Consider the following 16145-nt stretch of genomic DNA (forward strand, 5'->3'; position numbering starts at 1 on the left):
AATCATTGACATTTTCAATGATGGATGTTTGCCTGTGATCCACCCGACAGGAGGAGCATCGATGGATCTGAGCGGCAAGGTCGCCATCGTCACCGGCAGCGGGCGGGGACTCGGACTCGCATACGCCGAAGAACTCGCCCGCAACGGCGCCGCGGTGGTGATCAACGACGTCGACGAGGCCGCCGCGCACGCGGCCGTCGCCGAGATCGTCGCGGCGGGCGGCCGGGCCACCGCGGTCGTCGCCCCGGTCGGCACCGCCGACACGGCCCGGAAACTGGTGGCCGGCGCGGTCGAGGCGTTCGGCCGGCTGGACGTCCTGGTCACCAACGCCGGCATCCTGCGCGACAAGGTGCTGTGGAAGATGACCGACGAGGACTTCGACGCGGTGCTCGACGTGCACCTGCGCGGCACCTTCACCTGCGTGCGCGAGGCCGTGCTGCGCTTCCGCGAGCAGGGCGGGGGCGGCCGGATCATCTGCATCGGCTCCCCCGCCGGCCAGCGGGGCAACTTCGGCCAGACCAACTACTCGGCGGCCAAGGCCGGCATCGTCGGCATGGTCCGCACCTGGGCCCTGGAACTGCAGCGCGCCGGCATCACCGTCAACGCCGTCTGCCCGGTCGCGGCGACCGCGATGACCGAGACGATCCCGTTCCTCGCGCCGCACATCGAGTCGATGAAGCGCGGCGAGCCGCTGCCCGCGGTCATCCGCCGCGAGGTCGGCATGGGCACTCCCCAGGACGCCGCCGGGATCATCGCCTTCCTCACCTCCGATGCCGCCGCCGGGATCACCGGCCAGGCGCTGTCGGTCGGCGGGGACCGGCTGGCGCTGTGGTCGCACCCGCAGCTGACCGCCACCGCCTTCCACGACGGCGGGTGGTCCGCCGACGACATCGCCGGGTCGTGGGGCGAGGCGTTCGCGGGCTCGGCCGAGTCAGTCGGCGAGGAGTTCCCGGCTGAGCTGGTGGCGAAATGAGCCCGGCCCGCTACGAGTGCGGCGTCGACTTCGACGCGGTCGAGGCCATCGACATCCACACCCACGTCGAGATCGACGCCTGCGGGCACCGATCCCTGGACGACGAGCTGATGGCCGCCTCCGAGAAGTACTTCAAATCCGGCGAGGAACGCACTCCCCGCATCGAATCCATCGCCGCCCACTACCGCGAGCGCAACATGGCCGCCGTCGTGTTCACCGTCGACGCCACCTCGGCCACCGGGCACGGGCCGAACTCCGTCGAGGAGATCGCGGAGCTGGCCGCCGCCCACAACGACGTGCTGATCCCCTTCGGCTCGGTCGATCCGTGGCGCGGCGAGGAGGCCGTCGGCCGGGCCCGCGCGCTGGTCGAGGACTACGGCGTGCAGGGCTTCAAGTTCCACCCGAGCCTGCAGGGCTTCGAGCCCGACGACCGGCGGTTCTACCCGCTGTACGAGGCCATCGCGGCGGCCGGCGTGCCCGCGCTGTTCCACACTGGACAGACCGGGATCGGCGCCGGGCTGCCGGGAGGGCGCGGCATCAAGCTCCGCCGCTCCGACCCGATGCTCCTCGACGACGTCGCCGCCGACTTCCCGGACCTGACGATCATCATGGCCCACCCCGCGGTGCCGTGGGTCGACGCGCAGATCTCCATCGCCACCCACAAGGCCAACGTCTACCTCGACCTGTCCGGCTGGTCCCCGAAGTACTTCCCGCCCCAGCTCGTCAGGGCGGCGAACTCCGTGCTGCGCGAGAAGGTGCTCTTCGGCTCCGACTTCCCGGTGATCCAGGTCGACCGCTGGCGCAAGGACTTCGCCGCCCTCGACATCAAGCCCGAAGTGGCGCCGCTGATCTTCAAGGAGAACGCCCTGCGCGTCCTGGGCATCAAGCGCTGACGCCGCCCCACACCGACAGGAGACCCATGTCCACCACTCGCGTCGCGACCCTCGCCGACCTCAAGCCCTTGGCGGGCAAACCGCTAGGAACCAGCTCGTGGATCGAGGTGCCGCAGGAGCGGATCAGCACCTTCGCCGACGCCACCGACGACCACCAGTGGATCCACGTCGACCCCGAGCGCGCCCGGGCGGAAAGCCCGTTCGGCGGGCCGATCGCGCACGGCTACCTGACGCTGGCGCTGATCATCCCGATGTGGGCCGAGGTGCTCGCGGTCGACAGCGTGACCATGGCCGTGAACTACGGGCTGAACAAGGTCCGGTTCACCAGCCCCGTGCCCGCCGGCAGCCGGGTGCGGCTGAACGCCGCGCTGAAGACGGTCGAGGACCTGCCGAAGGGCGGCGTGCAGCTGACCGTCGACGGCAAGATCGAACTCGAAGGCGCCGAGCGGCCCGCCGTGGTGGCCGAGCCGGTGTACCGCTTCTTCGAATAGCGGCCCCGCACATCCCCGAGGAATACGGAGAGAACCGTGCCATTCACACAACGGCGCATCGCCAAGGCGGCTATCGCGACCTCGTTGGCGGCGCTGGCCTTCACCGCGTGCATCAGCGCCGGCAGCGCAGCGCCGAAGGAGAACTCGCCTTCGGCCAGGCCCGGGCCGGACGGAACCACGTTCTGGGACGTCTACGAGCAGCTCCCGGAAACGGCGAAGCCCGGCGACATCTACTGGATCCAGCCGCGGTCCGACGCGCCGAGCGGGGCCCGGGGCTGGAACGTCGTCTACGTCTCGGAGATCCAGCCCGGCGTCAAGAAGTACGTGTCCGGCGAGATCTACGTGCCGACGGGCGCGAGCAACGCCCCGCGCGACATGGTCCTCTGGAACCACGAGACGACCGGGTTGGCCGACAACTGCGCACCGTCCCGCCGAAGTCTGGACGAGGGCGACCGGTCCCGAGTCCCCGCGATCCAGGACCTGCTCGGCCAAGGCCACATCGTCGCGATGAGCGACTACCCCGGGCAGGCGCTGCCCGGCCCCTCGCACTACATGGCGGGCCAGGTCAACGCGCGGGCGTCGCTGGACGTGCTGCGCGCCGTGCGGAACCTCCCCGAGCTCAACGCCTCCAACCGGTTCGTCGAGTACGGCTGGTCGCAGGGCGGCCAGACGACCATGCACGTCGAATCGATCGCGCGGACCTACGCCCCGGAGTTCGAAGGCCTGGGCGCCGCGCTCATCGCGCCCGCCGTCCGGATCCGCGAGCTGACCGGCAATTCGATGCAGCACCCGGAACTGGCCGGCTACGTCATCTCGACGCTGCCCGGGATCAAGGCCGCCTACCCGCACCTGCGCTACGGCGACTTCCTCACCGCCGAGGCCATGGAGCAGCTACCGGTGCTCGCCGACGGCTGCTTCGACATCTGGGACAGCGCGAGCACCTTGCGCGACCCGTACCAGCCGGGCGCGATGTCCCCCGACGGCCCCTGGTGGAAGGCGCTCACCGCGGTGGACGACTTCCGGCCCGCGGGCACGATGCCGTTCACCGTCTACCAGGGCTCGGCGGACACGACGACGCCTGCCGAGCTGACCGCCCGCGAGCGCGCGGCCCTGTGCCAGGCGGGGTCCTCTGTGGACTACCACGAATTCCCCGGCCTCGACCACGAATCCGTCGTCCCGGAAGCGGCCGCGAGGTTCCCGGGCTGGGCCGCGGACCGGTTCGCCGGCGAGGCGGCACCGAGCAACTGCCCCCAGGGCTGATCGCGCCCGGTCCGCGACGACGACCCGAAGGAGACCCACCGCATGCGCAACGAAGGCACCGGCACCTGGCCGCACCGCCGCGCCCGCCTCTCCTCCGGCAAGACCGCGATCACCTTCCGCGGGCGCGCCACGACCTACCGCGAACTCGACGACCGGGTCACCCGGCTGGCGCACGCGCTGCGCTCGCTCGGGGTCGGCCGCGGCGACCGGGTCGCGCTGTTGAGCACGAACCACCCCGCCTACCTCGAAACGCTGTTCGCCGCGGGCCTGATCGGCGCGATCTTCGTGCCGCTCAACGCCCGGCTGACCGCGCCCGAAGTGGACTACGCGATGCGGGATTCGGGCGCCGCCGTGCTCGTCCACTCCCAGGAACTCGGCGAGGTCGCGCGGTCGGCCGCCGGCGACGCGACCCGGGTCGTCCTCGACGCTGCGGACCCGGACGTTCCCGGGTACGAGGAGCTGATCGCGGCGGCCGATCCGTCCCGCATCGACGAGCCGGTCTCCCACGACGATCCGTGCTTCATCATGTACACCTCCGGCACCACCGGCCGCCCGAAGGGCGTGGTCCTCACCCACGGCAACATCGTGTTCTCCGTGATGAACGCCGTCATCGACCTCGACCTGGACAGCCACGAAGCGGCGCTGGTGTGCGCGCCGCTGTTCCACACCGCCGCCCTGGACTTCGTGGCGCTGCCGACCCTGCTCAAGGGCGGCAATGTGGTCATCGAAGAGGGCTTCGAGCCGGGCCGGATCCTCCAGGTGCTCGAACGCGAGCGCATCACCTACACCTTCGGCGTGCCGACCATGTTCGACGCGCTCAGCGCCCACCCGGCCTGGGAGACGACCGATCTGAGCGCGATCCGGCGGGTGGTCGTCGCCGCGGCACCCGTCCCGCCGCGCACCCTGCGCACCTACACCGAACGCGGGATCAAGATCTGCCAGGGCTACGGCTTGACCGAGACCGGCCCGGGCGCGCTGATCCTCACCCCGGACGACGTGGAGCGGAAGCTCGGCACGGCGGGCGTGCCGCACTTCTTCACCGACGTCCGGATCGTCGACGCCGACGGCCGCGAGGTGGCGCCCGGCGAGCGCGGCGAGATCCAGATCTGCGGCCCGAACGTCATGCGCGAGTACTGGAACCGGCCGGACGCCACCGCCGACACCTTCACCGACGGCCGGTGGCTGCGCTCCGGCGACGTCGGGGTCGCGGACGCCGACGGGTTCGTCGCCGTCGTGGACCGCCTCAAGGGCCTGATCATCTCCGGCGGCGAGAACATCTACCCGGCCGAGGTCGAGGCGGCGATCCTCGAAATGCCGGGAGTCATGGGCTGCGCGGTCTTCGGCGTGCCGCACGAGAAGTGGGGCGAGGTGGGCTGCGCCGCTGTCGCGCTGGAAGACGGCAGCGAGCTCGACCACGCCCTGCTCGCCGATTTCCTCGCGCCCCGCCTGGCCAAGTACAAGATCCCGCGGTCGCTCGTCGTGGTCGACGAGATTCCCCGCAACGCCACCGGGAAGATCCGCAAGGACCTGCTCCGGCGCCAGTTCGCCTGAACCCCCGGAGCCTCCGCGCGAACTGGGCGACCGCGGCCATCCCGGTTCTGCGCGTCCCTCATTCCTCCGCACCTCACCTAAGGAGTCCCATGAGTGCTTCTGCTGCGGCCGAGCAGCTCTCGGCGCCCGAACGCGCGACGGAGGCGCGCCGGGTCGTGCTGTCCAGCTACCTCGGCAGCACCCTGGAGTACTACGACTTCCTGCTCTACGGCACCGCAGCGTCGCTCGTGTTCGGGCCGGTGTTCTTCGCCGGTCTCCCGCCCGCCGTCGGCACGATCGCCTCGCTCGGCACGTTCGCGGCCGGCTACCTGGCCCGCCCCCTCGGCGGTGTCCTCTTCGGACATTTCGGCGACCGGGCCGGGCGCAAGGCGATGCTCGTCCTGGCCATGACCGTCATGGGCGTGGCATCGGTCCTCATCGGACTCGTTCCGCCCGCGTCGGCCATCGGCCCGTGGGGCGCGATCATCCTCGTCGCCCTGCGGGTGCTCCAGGGCATCGCCATCGGGGGCGAATGGGGCGGGGCCGCGCTGATGGCGCTCGAACACGCCGAGCCGAAGCGCCGGGGCTACATGGCCGCGTTCACCAACGCCGGTGCCCCGACCGGAGCCGTGCTCGGCACGCTAGTGATGACGCTGTTCGCGCTGCTGCCCGAAGACGAGTTCATGCGGTGGGGCTGGCGAATCCCGTTCCTGCTCTCGGCCGTCATGCTCGCGGTCGGCCTCTTCGTGCGCGCCAAGGTCTCGGAAAGCCCGATCTTCCGGGCCGCGGCCGAACGGGCCGAGAACGAGCCCGGTGTCCCGCCGATCATCGAGGTGCTGCGGCGACCCAAGGCCGTGGTGGTGGCGGCGTTCGCTTGCCTGGCCGGATTCGCCCTGCAGACCGCGTTCACCACCTTCGGCATCACCTACGCCGTCGAACACGGCACGCCGAAACCGGATGCCCTGCTCGCGTTCGCGATCGGCCAGTTCTTCGCCATCTTCTTCACCCTCGGCTACGCCCGGCTGTCCGACCGGCTCGGCCGGCGCCCGGTGATGCTCTTCGGACTAGCGGCGATGATCATGCTGGTGTTCCCGATCCTCGGCCTGCTCACGACGGGGAACTTCGCGACCGTCACCGCCGCGTTCACGCTGTACACGTTCTGCCACGGCGCCATGTACGGGCCGATGGCGGCGTACATCTCCGAGCAGTTCGGCACCCGAACCCGCTACACGGGCGCCTCGCTCGGCTACCAGCTCGCAACCCTGCTCGGCGGCGGCTTCACACCGGTCATCCTGGCGACCCTGGCCGCATCGTCGGGCAACGCGATCGTCCCGGTGGGAGGGTTCCTGATCGCGCTCGCCATCCTCAGCGGCGCGGTCCTCCTGACCACCCGCGAAACCAAGAACAACGACCTGACCACAATCCACTGACGCCAGCAGGGATCAACCTGCCGAAAGAATCGAAGAATCAAGATGCGGAGTCGCGGCTCGCAGACGTCCTACGGACAGTGTCCGCCTATGAAGCAGCGCTCGCCCCGGCATGCCCGGGCGAGCGCTGCTTCCTTCGAAGATCATCAGGACGTACGGACCGGTACGTCCTGCTCGATGCGCTCGAAGATGTCGGAGTCGGTTTCCTTCTGCCATTCAGGCATGGCGTCCCAGTCCGCGACGTAGGCGGGCTTGGGGTCGTCGAAGTGCTTGAAGATCTGCCCGATCCAGCAAAGGGCTACGAAGCGGCCCTTCTGCTCGCGGCTGAGCTTGGCCGTGCTGCCTTCGGTCGCGAGGATGAAGTCGTGCACCTGCTGGTACACGGCTGCAGCGCTGGCGCGCTCCCAATCGGGCGTCTCTTCCCACGGGGCGATGTAGCCGGGCTTCGGCTCTCCGGGGTAGTGCTTGTGCACCCCGGCGATCCACACCTCTCGGAAGATACGCCCTTTCTCGTCCGACACTGAATCTCTCCTCACTGCGCTGGGCCGCGTCGCGCGCCGCTGGGTTGCTCATCGGCTCGGAGACGTCGCCGTCCCTCTGATTTCCGCACAGCAGTAGCCAGAAGCGCTGACGAACACGAGCTCCGATGGTGATTCGCTCCTACGGGGTCCGGGTCAGTTGTCGTTTGAGGATTTTTCCCGTTGCCGTCATCGGTAGTGCTTCGACGAATTCGATCAGTCTTGGGTACTTGTAGCTCGCCATCTGCTCCTTGGACCAGGCGATCAGCTCCTCTTCCGTGATCTTCGCCGCCTCCGCCGGGATCACGAACGCCTTGATCTCCTCGCCGTGACTGTCGTTCTCGACTCCTACGACCGCGGCGAGGGAGACCGCTTCGTGGCTCATCAGCACCTCTTCGACCTCCCTCGGGTAGACGTTGAACCCTCCTCGGACGATCATGTCCTTGGCCCGGTCGACGATGTAGTAGAAGCCGTCGCCGTCCCTGCGGGCCAGGTCGCCCGTGCGGAACCAGCCGTTGCGCACCACCTCGGCCGTCTCCTCCGGCCGCTTGAGGTAGCCCTTCATGACGTTGTGGCCTCGGATGGCGATCTCGCCCACCTCGTCGGCTCCGGTCACCGCGTTCCACCGGCATCGACCAGCTCGACCTCGACACCCCAGACCGGCAGGCCGATCGAGCCCGGCCGGGGCGTCTGCCCGCGCGGGCTGAAGAGGGCCAGCGGTGACGTCTCGGACAGGCCGTAGCCTTCGAGGATCCGGACGCCGAAGCGCTGCTCGAACCGCGAGTGGATCTCCACCGGTAGCGCCGCGCCACCGGAGATGGCCAGCTTCAGGTTCCGCGCGATCCGCTCGACGTCGACGCCTTCGCCGAGCGCGCCGAGCAGGCCCCAGTACATCGTCGGGACGCCCGCGAACACCGTGACGTCCTCGCCGACCATCAGCCCCAGCGCCGCCCGTGCTTCGAACCTCGGCAGCAGGACCAGGGTCGCGCCGACGGAGAATCCCGCGTTCATGTCGATGCTCTGGCCGAAGGAGTGGAACAGCGGCAGCGCGACCAGGTGCGTGCCGTGCTGCGCCGGGGTGCTGCCGAACATCTGGTTCGCCGTCAGGGCGTTCATCACCATGTTGGCGTGGGTGAGTTCGGCGCCCTTCGGCCGCCCGGTCGTGCCGCTGGTGTAGAGGATCACCGCGGTGTCGGTCGCCTCCCGCACCACGGTCTCGAATTCCGCGGGCTGGGCCGACAGCGCTTGCGCCAGCGTCTCGGTCTCCCCGGCCGGTGCGGTGCTGTCGGCCGTGATGACGAACATGTCCCGGCAGCCCGGAGTCTGCCGGAACGCGGCGCGGCCGCGTTCCGCCGTCGGCAGGCTCGGATCCCCCTCGAAGCAGAAGTACGCCCGGGCGTCCGAATCGGCCAGGTGGTAGGCGATCTCCCGTTCCTTGAGCAGCACGTTGAGCGGTACGACGACCGCACCGGCCTTGAGGATCCCGTAGTACACGGCGGGGAACTCCGGCACGTTCGGACAGGTGACCGCCACCTTGTCGCCCGGCCGGATCCCCCGGGAGACCAGGAGGTTGGCGATCCGGTTGGCGAGCGCGCCGACCTCCGCGTAGCTCAGCCTCCGGTCACCGCACACCAGGGCATCGCGCCGCGGATACCTGCGGGCGGAGTCGTCGAGGAACATGGCCAGGTTCAGCACGCTTCGTCTCCTACGTCGTGGTTCGGCGGTGTCAGTGCGCGGCGTCTTCGTGCGTCCGGGCGAGCTCGCGGACGAATTCCTCGGCCCGCGGCCATGGCCCGTACCCCGAGGCGGGGTTCAGGTGCCCGACCGCGCCGAGGTCGACCAGCCGGCTGCCCCAGTCCCGGGCCAGTTCGGCCACCTGAGCCAGCCGCGCGAGGGGGTCGTTCGTGCTCGCCGCGACGATGCTGGGGAACGGGAGCATTTCGCGCGGCGTCGGCAGCCAACCGTTGCGGTACAGGTCGTCCGCTACCGGGTAGCCGTCGGGCAGCCGCGACTCGAAGTCCGGCGGGGTCGCCAGCAGGGCACCCCGGATCTCGCGCGCGTGCCGCTGCGCCCAGTGGACGGTGATCATCACCCCGGCGCTGTGCGCGACGATGACGATGGGCCCCTCGATGTCCGCCACGACGCGGTCGAGTTCTGCGACCCGGGCTTCCCGGCTGAGCTTGTCGTGTTCGAGCGGTGGCACCGTGCGGGTGTTCGGCAGCTTCCCGGCGAGATGGGTCTGCCAGTGGTCGGCCACGTGGTCCCGCAGGCCCGGGACGATCACGACGGTCGGGTTTTCGGGGTTGTTCAACTACTGCTCCGATCTTGCGCTTCGGTCAGGCCGAAGGACGTCTGTCGAATGCCGCGAGCCGCCGCAGCGCATCCGGGTAGCAGTGCTTCCCGACCAGCAGCGCCGCGATGGCTCCGAGGTAGACCAGCGGGGCGAGTTGCAGCGCCCCCAGCAGGCCGAGGCGATCGGCCAGGAGACCGATGACGAACGGCCCCGCGGCCAGGCCCAGGAGGCTGTTCGCCAGGGTCAGCGACCCGAACCCGGTGGCCCGCACGGACGCGTGCGTGAGGTTGGCGACCATGGCGGTGGCGGGCCCGGACGCGCCCGCCGAGAAGAACGCGCCGCAGCCGATCACGACGAGCTGCGGAACGCCTTCCGGCAACTGGAAACCGATGATCAGCAGGACCGCGGCGGCCGCGCCGTAGGCGATCGAGGTGGTCCACTTGCGCTCCGGGCGCCGCCGGCTGGCCCGGTCCGTGATGACGCCGCAGACGATCATCCCGGCGCCGATGAGCAGGACCAGGATCGCCGAGACGAATCCGGCTGCGTCCGGGCTCATGGCGTGATACCGGTTGAGGTAGCTGGGCGTCCAGGCCAGCAGCACGGCGGCGACGAACATCTGCAAGCCGCTTCCGACGTAGGCGCAGAGCACGGAAGCGTTCGAGAACAGGCTGGACAGCGGAGCCCGGTATCCGCCGGTCGCGCCCGGCTCGACGGCGGCCTCGTCCTCGAACCGGTGCTGATCCAGCCTGCGCTGCGTGACGACCAACCGGAACAGGACGACCAGGACCAGGCCGACGACGGCCATGAACGCCAGGGACCAGCGCCAGCCGAAGTGGACGGCGATGAAGCCGCCGAGCGCGACGCCGATCGTCGAGCCGAACGAGCCGCCGGCCATGAACGCGCCGCCGAACGTGGCGCGGACGTGGGGCGCGAACACGCTGAGCACCACCGCGATGCCGACGCTGCCGTAGGCTGCTTCTCCCACCCCCACGAGGAATCGTGCGCCGAGCAGCTGGCCGTAGTCGGCCGCGATCGCGCACAGCACCGTCGCGAGGCTCCAGATCGTCGCCATCAGCACCAGGCTGCGCACGCGCCCCCACCGGTCGGCGAGTACCGACAGCGGGAAGGTGAGCAGGCCGACCATCATCGCCACGACGCTGGTCAGCAAGGCGAGCTGGGAGTCGGGCAGCGCCCACTCGGCCTTCAGGAAGGGGAACACCGCGTTGAGAACCTGCCGGGACATGTAGTCCGACAGCAACAGCCCGAATGTCAGGGCGAAGACGACCCAGGGGTAGATCCGCGGCTTGGCGGCCGCGGTCCCGCTGGGGAGTTCCCGGGCGGGCAGAGCGTGCGACTTCATTGTCACTCCTCGGCTTGCTGCTGGTGCGTCCGGTGGAAAACCCGTCCCCCTGGCGAGATCCGGGGCCGGGGCGCGGGCCCTCGTGAGGCGCCGCGCCCCGGCCTCCCCCAATTGCGTCCGGTGGTCTCCGGCCGCTAGGCGTGGTGCGTGAAGCCGACCTGCCCCGGCTTGCGGTTCGGGGCGAACCCGATCTTGGCGAGGGTCTCGTCCGCGTCGGCGTAGGTTTCGCCGATCTTGTAGATCTCGCGGGCCTCCTTGCCGGTGGCCACCTCGCGGCCGAGCTCGCCCGCGATGCGCACCAGCTGCTCGATCTGCTGGACCGAGGTCAGCTTCGCGCCCTTGCGCCCCCAGATGGTGTCCTCGTTGCCGCACCGGGTGTGCAGCCCCATGGCGATGGCCATCGCGTTGACCGGCAGGACGCTGCGCATGAGGGTTTCGAGCGTCAGCACCGCGCCGTCGGGGACGCGGCGGATGAACTCCATGATGTTGTACGGGTTGGGGCCGTCGAACCCGCCGCCGATGCCGACCCAGGTGACCATCAGCGGTCCGGTGTAGACACCGCGCCGGATCAGCCGCTCGACGGTTTCCAGCTGCGGGATGTTGGCCAGCTGGAAGTGCGGCTGGATGCCGGCCGCCTGGAGCCGCTTCAGGTGCTCCTCGACCCAGGCCGGGCCGGCCGGCACGTACATCTCGCGGTACGCCTCGGCCACCGCCGGCCGCGCGAGCGAGGTCCCGGCGGTGTCGTCCTCGGTCATCAACTCCATGATGTTCATCTGGTTGGTGTTGATGGCGATGGTGACCTGGTCCGGGGCCGGGTCGAGCTCGGCCAGCATGTGGCGGGTGTCATCGCTGAGCCACTTGGCGTCGGCGCCTTCGCCTTCGGGCGCGAACGAGATCGAGCCGCCCACCTGCAGGATCATGTCGGGGACGGCTTCCCGCAGCCGGCCCAGCAGCTCGTTGAACTTCGACAGCCGCTTGGACCCCTTGCCGTCGAGCTCGCGCACGTGGATGTGCAGCACCGTGGCCCCGGCGTTGTAGCAGTCGACCGCCTGCTGGACGTGCTCGTCCATGGTCAGCGGGAGGTCCTCCCGGAAGTCCTCCGGCTCCCACTCGGGCCCGTAGGGGGCCGCCGTGATGACGAGCTTCTCCTGGTTCTCGGGGAACAGCGAGTCGTCGTGGAAGTGCATCGTTCTTCTCCTTTTCCAAAGCGGCGGAACGAAAATCCCGGAGGGAGGTCAGAACGGCCGGTCGCCGATGATCCCGGCGCGCTCCATCTTGCGGACCGCGGGCCAGTAGTCCTGGACCGCGTAGTGCTGCGTGGACCGGTTGTCCCAGATCGCGACGCTGTTCTTGGTCCAGCGCCAGCGCACCTGGTACTCCGGGATCGCGGCCTGGCTGATCAGGTAGTTGAGCAGGTTGCTCGCCCCGGGGGCGTAGTCGCTTCCGAAGCGGACGTTCTCCGGCGTGTGGTAGTTGACGAAGTGCGTGGTGAACGCGTTGACGAAGAGGACCTTCTCCCCGGTTTCGGGGTGGGTGCGCACCACCGGGTGTTCCGCGTCGGGGAATCGCGCCTTCAGCTGGTGGCGCTCCTCCATCGACAGTGCGGCGCCGAAGCTGGCCTCGATGCTGTGCCTGGCGCGCAGTCCCTCGATCTGGCTCTTGATGTGGTCGGGGAGCTTCGCATATGCCTCGGCCATGTTGACCCAGATGGTGTCGCCGCCGACCGCCGGACCTTCCACGGACCGGAGCACGCATCCCATGGGCGGGTTCTCCCGCCAGGTGGCGTCGCAGTGGAAGGCGTTCTCGTAGTGCTCGGCGGGGCTGTCGAGGTCCTTGTAGATCCGCACCAGGCCCGGGTTGTCGGGATCGCTGCCGGCCACCGGGTGGTCTTCGAGTGATCCGAAGCGCCGGGCGAGCGCCACGTGATCGGCCCGGCTGATGTCCTGGTCCCGCAGAAACAGGACCTTGTGCTTGAGCAGCAAGGCGTGCAGTTTCGCGAACAGCGCGTCGTCGTGCGCGACGTCGCCGAGGTCGACGCCGAACAGCTCGGCGCCGATGGTGCACGTGAGCGGCTCGTGCTCGATCGTGGTCGGCCGGGCCGTCTGGACTGCGTTGGACATGATTCCTCCTCGGGTTGGTTGGTCGCGCCGTCGCCCGGAAACCGTTGCGGTGGCGAGGATTCGCTGCGTCAGAGGGAGAAGACCGAAGACCCGATGCTGCGGCCCGCTTCGAGGTCGCGATGGGCCTGCACCGCGTCTTCGAGGGCGTAGCGCTGGTTGATGCCGATCCGGATCCGCCCGCCGGCGACGTGGCCGAACAGCTCCCCCGCCAGCTCCGCGCGCTCGGCCGGATCGGCGATGTAGTCGGCGAGCGCGGGGCGGGTGACGAACACCGATCCCTTGATGGCGAGCTGCATCGCGTCGATGGGCGGGACGGGTCCGGACGCGGTGCCGAAGCACACCAGCAGGCCGCGCCGGGCGAGCGAATCGAGCGAGGACGGGAAGGTCGCCGCGCCGATGCTGTCGAAGACGACCGGGACGCCCGCCCCGTCGGTGATCTCCCGGACCCGCGCGGCCACGTCCTCCTGCTTGTAGAGCACGACGTGGTCGCATCCGTGAGCGCGCGCGACCTCGGCCTTCGCCTCCGTCGACACCGTGCCGATCACGTTGATCCCCAGCAACTTCGCCCACTGCAGGAAGATCAGGCCCACTCCCCCGGCCGCGGCGTGCAGCAGGACGGTGTCCCCCTGCCGCAGCAGGTGGATGCGGCGCAGCAGGTAGGAAGCGGTGAGCCCGCGCATGGTCATCGCGGCGGCCGTGTCGAAGCCGATCTCGTCCGGAAGCGCGATCAGCGGCGCGGCGGGCATCACCCGCTCGGTGCTGTAGGCCCCGAGCGGGCTGCCCGTGTACGTGACCCGGTCCCCTTCCCGGACGTGCTCCACCCCGGCTCCGACGGCTTCCACGACACCGGCCGCTTCGACGCCCATGCCCGCGGGCAGCGGGGCTGGGTAGAGGCCGGTGCGGAAGTAGGTGTCGGCGAAGTTCAGCCCGACCGCTTCGTGGCGGATGCGGACCTCGCCCGGGCCGGGATCGCCGACGTCGACGGTCTCCCACCGCATGACCTCCGGCGCACCGGTCTCGTGGAAGCGAACGGCTCGTGCCATGGCGTGCTCCTTCGCGGCACGGACGCATCGCCCGTGCCGTTGCTCGGTTGATTTCCCTGTCCGCCCGGTTAGTTCGACCGGGCGATGACGTCCCGGGGCGTCACTCCCCCGCGCCCCCGCGGACCGCCGTACCCGGCCGTCTCCCAGGTGAAGTCCGGCGGCAGCTTTCGTCCATTGTGGAGCGTGAGCCAGAGCCGGCGCAGGCGGTCGTCGGCCGCCGGGCCCGCGATGCCGCCCTGGGCGTGCGCGTGCAGGACCGCGTAGTTGTTGAACAGCTGGATGTCACCGGGCTCGACGTCGAAGCCGAACCGGAATTCGGCCGCGGCCGCGAGCCCGTCGATCAGCTCGAACAGCGCCACGTCGGCGGGTTCCAGCCGGGGAACCTCCGGGTACCGCTGGGCCGACTCGATGTCGCGCCGGGCGTAGCGGACGCTCAGCTTGCCGTCGCACCAGCACGCCAGCGGAACCGAGCGGTAAGGCATTTCCGCTGGGAGCTGCTCGCCCCAACGGTCGAACCCGAAGCGCGTGTACATCCGTTCGACCAGGAGCGGATCCCGCCCCAGCAACTCGTTGTACAGCGCCGCCGAGCTCACCACGGTGCTGCGCCCGCCGAGCCGCGGGCTCAGCAGCGCCGCGACATCCGAGCCGCCCGTCCGCGGTTCCGGCCCCGCCGCCGCACCCGGGATGCGGCCGAGCTTGCGCCCGAAGGAGTCCTGCGAGACCGGAAAACCCAAGTACTGGGCCATTCCCCAGAAGAGCGTGTCGATCTCGGCATCGTCGTACCGCTGCACGGGAAGTCCTTTGATCACGGCGAAACCGCGCCCGCCCTCCAGCTCACGCGCGATGCGTCGCAGCTCCGCCCCCAGCGAGGGAAGGGGAAACCGCTCGCTGGTGATCCGGAGGAGCACGATCCCGTTCTTCCGCACGGCTTTCAGCGCGGAGTCCAGCTCGTCGAGGTGGGACGGCGAGAGCTCGAAACACCACTCGGCCGGGTCGCCGAGGTCGGTCGCCCGCCACGCCGCAGCAGTCCGGCACGGCTCCCGCAGCACATCGGCGGACGGGGTCCCGATCGCCGGGGAGCCGCACTGCGTCGCTGGTTCGGCCATGACGTTCTCCATCGGGATCTCGGAGCGGGATCGGCTGTGATGGAGGCGACATTATGCGCCGACGAGGACCAGGTCTTATCCTCGCGGGACACGATGATTATCACTTGGTGACATCACGGAGCGTGATGATGAAGCCCCTCGCCCGCTACGCCTCGCTGAACAGCTACATCGAGGTCAGCCGGTCGGTCGGCATCGAGCCGACCCGGCTGATGCGCGGCGTCGGACTCGACCCGGCCGGGATGGCGCTCCAGGACCGGTGGATCCCGGCCGTGTCCGTCGCGCGCCTCCTCGAACGGTCGGCGGCGGAGTCCGGGCACCAGGACTTCGCGCTGCAGCTGGCCGAACGCCGCCGCTTCGCCAATCTCGGCCCGCTGGGCCTGGTCATCCGCGAGGAACCCGACGTCCGCAGTGCCCTGACGATCCTGATCCGCCACGAGCACATGTACAACGAGGCCCTGCGGATGCACATGGTCGTGCGCAACGGCCTGGCGACCATCCGCGTCGGCTTCGAACTCGGCGAGCAGACCGAGACCAGGCAGGCCACCGAGCTCGCCCTCGGCACGCTGCACCGGCTCCTGCGCGATTTCCTCGGATCGCTCTGGCAGCCGATCGCGGTCTGCTTCACGCACCGCGCACCGGCCGACGCGAGCACCCACCGGAGGGTTTTCGGCCCCACGTCCAAGTTCGAGCAGGAGTTCAACGGGATCACGTTCTACGCCCACGACCTCGACGTGCCCAACAAGCGGTCGGACCCGCTGATGCGCAACTACGCCTACCAGATCCTCGATTCCCTTGATATGCAAGGGGAAACGACGACATCCAGCCGGGTCCGCGAGCTGATCGAGATCCTGCTGCCCACCGGGCGCTGCTCGGTCGAACAGGTCGCGCGCAGCCTCGGGGTGGACCGCAGGACGGTGCACCGCCACCTCGCCGACGCGGGCGAGACGTTCTCGTCGATCCTCGACGCGACGCGGGCCGAACTGGCCGAGAACCTGGTGGGGAACCGGCGGTACAGCATGACGGAGATCGCCGAACTGCTGTCCTTCTCCACGCCGGGCAACTTCTCGCGCTGGTTCCGGGGCCGGTTCGGGTGCAGTCCCAGCCGGTGGCGCAGCCGGCGGTGATCCGCCG

16 protein-coding genes are annotated in these 16145 nt (G+C 69.7%); 7 read left to right on the plus strand and 9 right to left on the minus strand.

Annotation, left to right across the window (positions count from 1 at the left end; translation table 11 throughout):
• Positions 1-61: 61 nt before the first annotated feature.
• The 6 genes from couN (at position 62) to AC07FN_RS30530 (ending at position 6577) form a co-directional block, all read left to right on the plus strand.
• Positions 62-973 (plus strand): 4-hydroxyphenyl-beta-hydroxyacyl-CoA dehydrogenase, encoded by a 912-nt coding sequence (gene couN, locus AC07FN_RS30505; protein WP_478398703.1) that lies wholly within the window; start codon positions 62-64, stop codon positions 971-973.
• Complete coding sequence (gene couO, locus AC07FN_RS30510; protein ID WP_478398704.1) at positions 970-1866, plus strand: 4-hydroxyphenyl-beta-ketoacyl-CoA hydrolase; 897 nt, start codon at positions 970-972, stop codon at positions 1864-1866. The genes couN and couO overlap by 4 nt, the downstream gene beginning before the upstream one ends.
• A gap of 26 nt (positions 1867-1892) precedes the next feature.
• Entirely contained in the window at positions 1893-2357 is a 465-nt protein-coding gene (gene couM, locus AC07FN_RS30515; protein WP_478398705.1) for a p-hydroxycinnamoyl-CoA hydratase, read from the plus strand.
• Between the two features lie 36 nt (positions 2358-2393).
• Complete coding sequence (locus AC07FN_RS30520; RefSeq protein WP_478398706.1) at positions 2394-3617, plus strand: lipase family protein; 1224 nt, start codon at positions 2394-2396, stop codon at positions 3615-3617.
• Positions 3618-3659: 42 nt separating this feature from the next.
• On the plus strand, positions 3660-5168 hold the full coding sequence (locus AC07FN_RS30525; RefSeq protein WP_478398707.1) for an acyl-CoA synthetase: 1509 nt from the start codon (positions 3660-3662) through the stop codon (positions 5166-5168).
• 89 nt (positions 5169-5257) lie between these two features.
• Positions 5258-6577, plus strand: a complete 1320-nt coding sequence (locus AC07FN_RS30530) for an MFS transporter (protein WP_478398708.1) — start codon at positions 5258-5260, stop codon at positions 6575-6577.
• Between the two features lie 143 nt (positions 6578-6720).
• Here the strand turns inward: AC07FN_RS30530 and AC07FN_RS30535 are convergent, their stop codons facing one another.
• The 9 genes from AC07FN_RS30535 to AC07FN_RS30575 all read right to left on the minus strand — a co-directional run bounded on the left by AC07FN_RS30535 (position 6721) and on the right by AC07FN_RS30575 (position 15014).
• Positions 6721-7095 (minus strand): hypothetical protein, encoded by a 375-nt coding sequence (locus AC07FN_RS30535; protein ID WP_478398709.1) that lies wholly within the window; start codon positions 7093-7095, stop codon positions 6721-6723.
• Positions 7096-7234: 139 nt separating this feature from the next.
• On the minus strand, positions 7235-7708 hold the full coding sequence (locus AC07FN_RS30540; RefSeq protein WP_478398710.1) for an AMP-binding enzyme: 474 nt from the start codon (positions 7706-7708) through the stop codon (positions 7235-7237).
• The gene (locus tag AC07FN_RS30545; RefSeq protein ID WP_478398711.1) at positions 7705-8787 is read right to left on the minus strand and encodes an AMP-binding protein; all 1083 of its coding nucleotides are present in this window, start codon (positions 8785-8787) and stop codon (positions 7705-7707) included. The genes AC07FN_RS30540 and AC07FN_RS30545 overlap by 4 nt, the downstream gene beginning before the upstream one ends.
• Positions 8788-8818: 31 nt before the next feature.
• On the minus strand, positions 8819-9403 hold the full coding sequence (locus AC07FN_RS30550) for an RBBP9/YdeN family alpha/beta hydrolase (protein ID WP_478398712.1): 585 nt from the start codon (positions 9401-9403) through the stop codon (positions 8819-8821).
• Positions 9404-9428: 25 nt separating this feature from the next.
• Complete coding sequence (locus AC07FN_RS30555) at positions 9429-10745, minus strand: MFS transporter (protein ID WP_478398713.1); 1317 nt, start codon at positions 10743-10745, stop codon at positions 9429-9431.
• A 134-nt stretch (positions 10746-10879) separates the two neighbouring features.
• Positions 10880-11932: a beta-keto acid cleavage family enzyme gene (locus AC07FN_RS30560; RefSeq protein WP_478398714.1), complete on the minus strand. Its 1053-nt coding sequence runs from the start codon at positions 11930-11932 to the stop codon at positions 10880-10882.
• A gap of 48 nt (positions 11933-11980) precedes the next feature.
• Positions 11981-12865: a TauD/TfdA dioxygenase family protein gene (locus tag AC07FN_RS30565; RefSeq protein ID WP_478398715.1), complete on the minus strand. Its 885-nt coding sequence runs from the start codon at positions 12863-12865 to the stop codon at positions 11981-11983.
• A 68-nt stretch (positions 12866-12933) separates the two neighbouring features.
• A complete protein-coding gene (locus AC07FN_RS30570) occupies positions 12934-13908 on the minus strand; it encodes a quinone oxidoreductase family protein (protein ID WP_478398716.1) in 975 nt (324 codons plus the stop codon).
• 68 nt (positions 13909-13976) lie between these two features.
• Entirely contained in the window at positions 13977-15014 is a 1038-nt protein-coding gene (locus tag AC07FN_RS30575) for a TauD/TfdA family dioxygenase (protein ID WP_478398717.1), read from the minus strand.
• 125 nt (positions 15015-15139) lie between these two features.
• Between AC07FN_RS30575 and AC07FN_RS30580 the strand changes: the two genes are divergently transcribed.
• On the plus strand, positions 15140-16138 hold the full coding sequence (locus AC07FN_RS30580) for an AraC family transcriptional regulator (protein ID WP_478398718.1): 999 nt from the start codon (positions 15140-15142) through the stop codon (positions 16136-16138).
• The last annotated feature ends 7 nt before the right edge of the window (positions 16139-16145 follow it).

The organism is Saccharopolyspora sp. NPDC045941, from assembly GCF_056431445.1.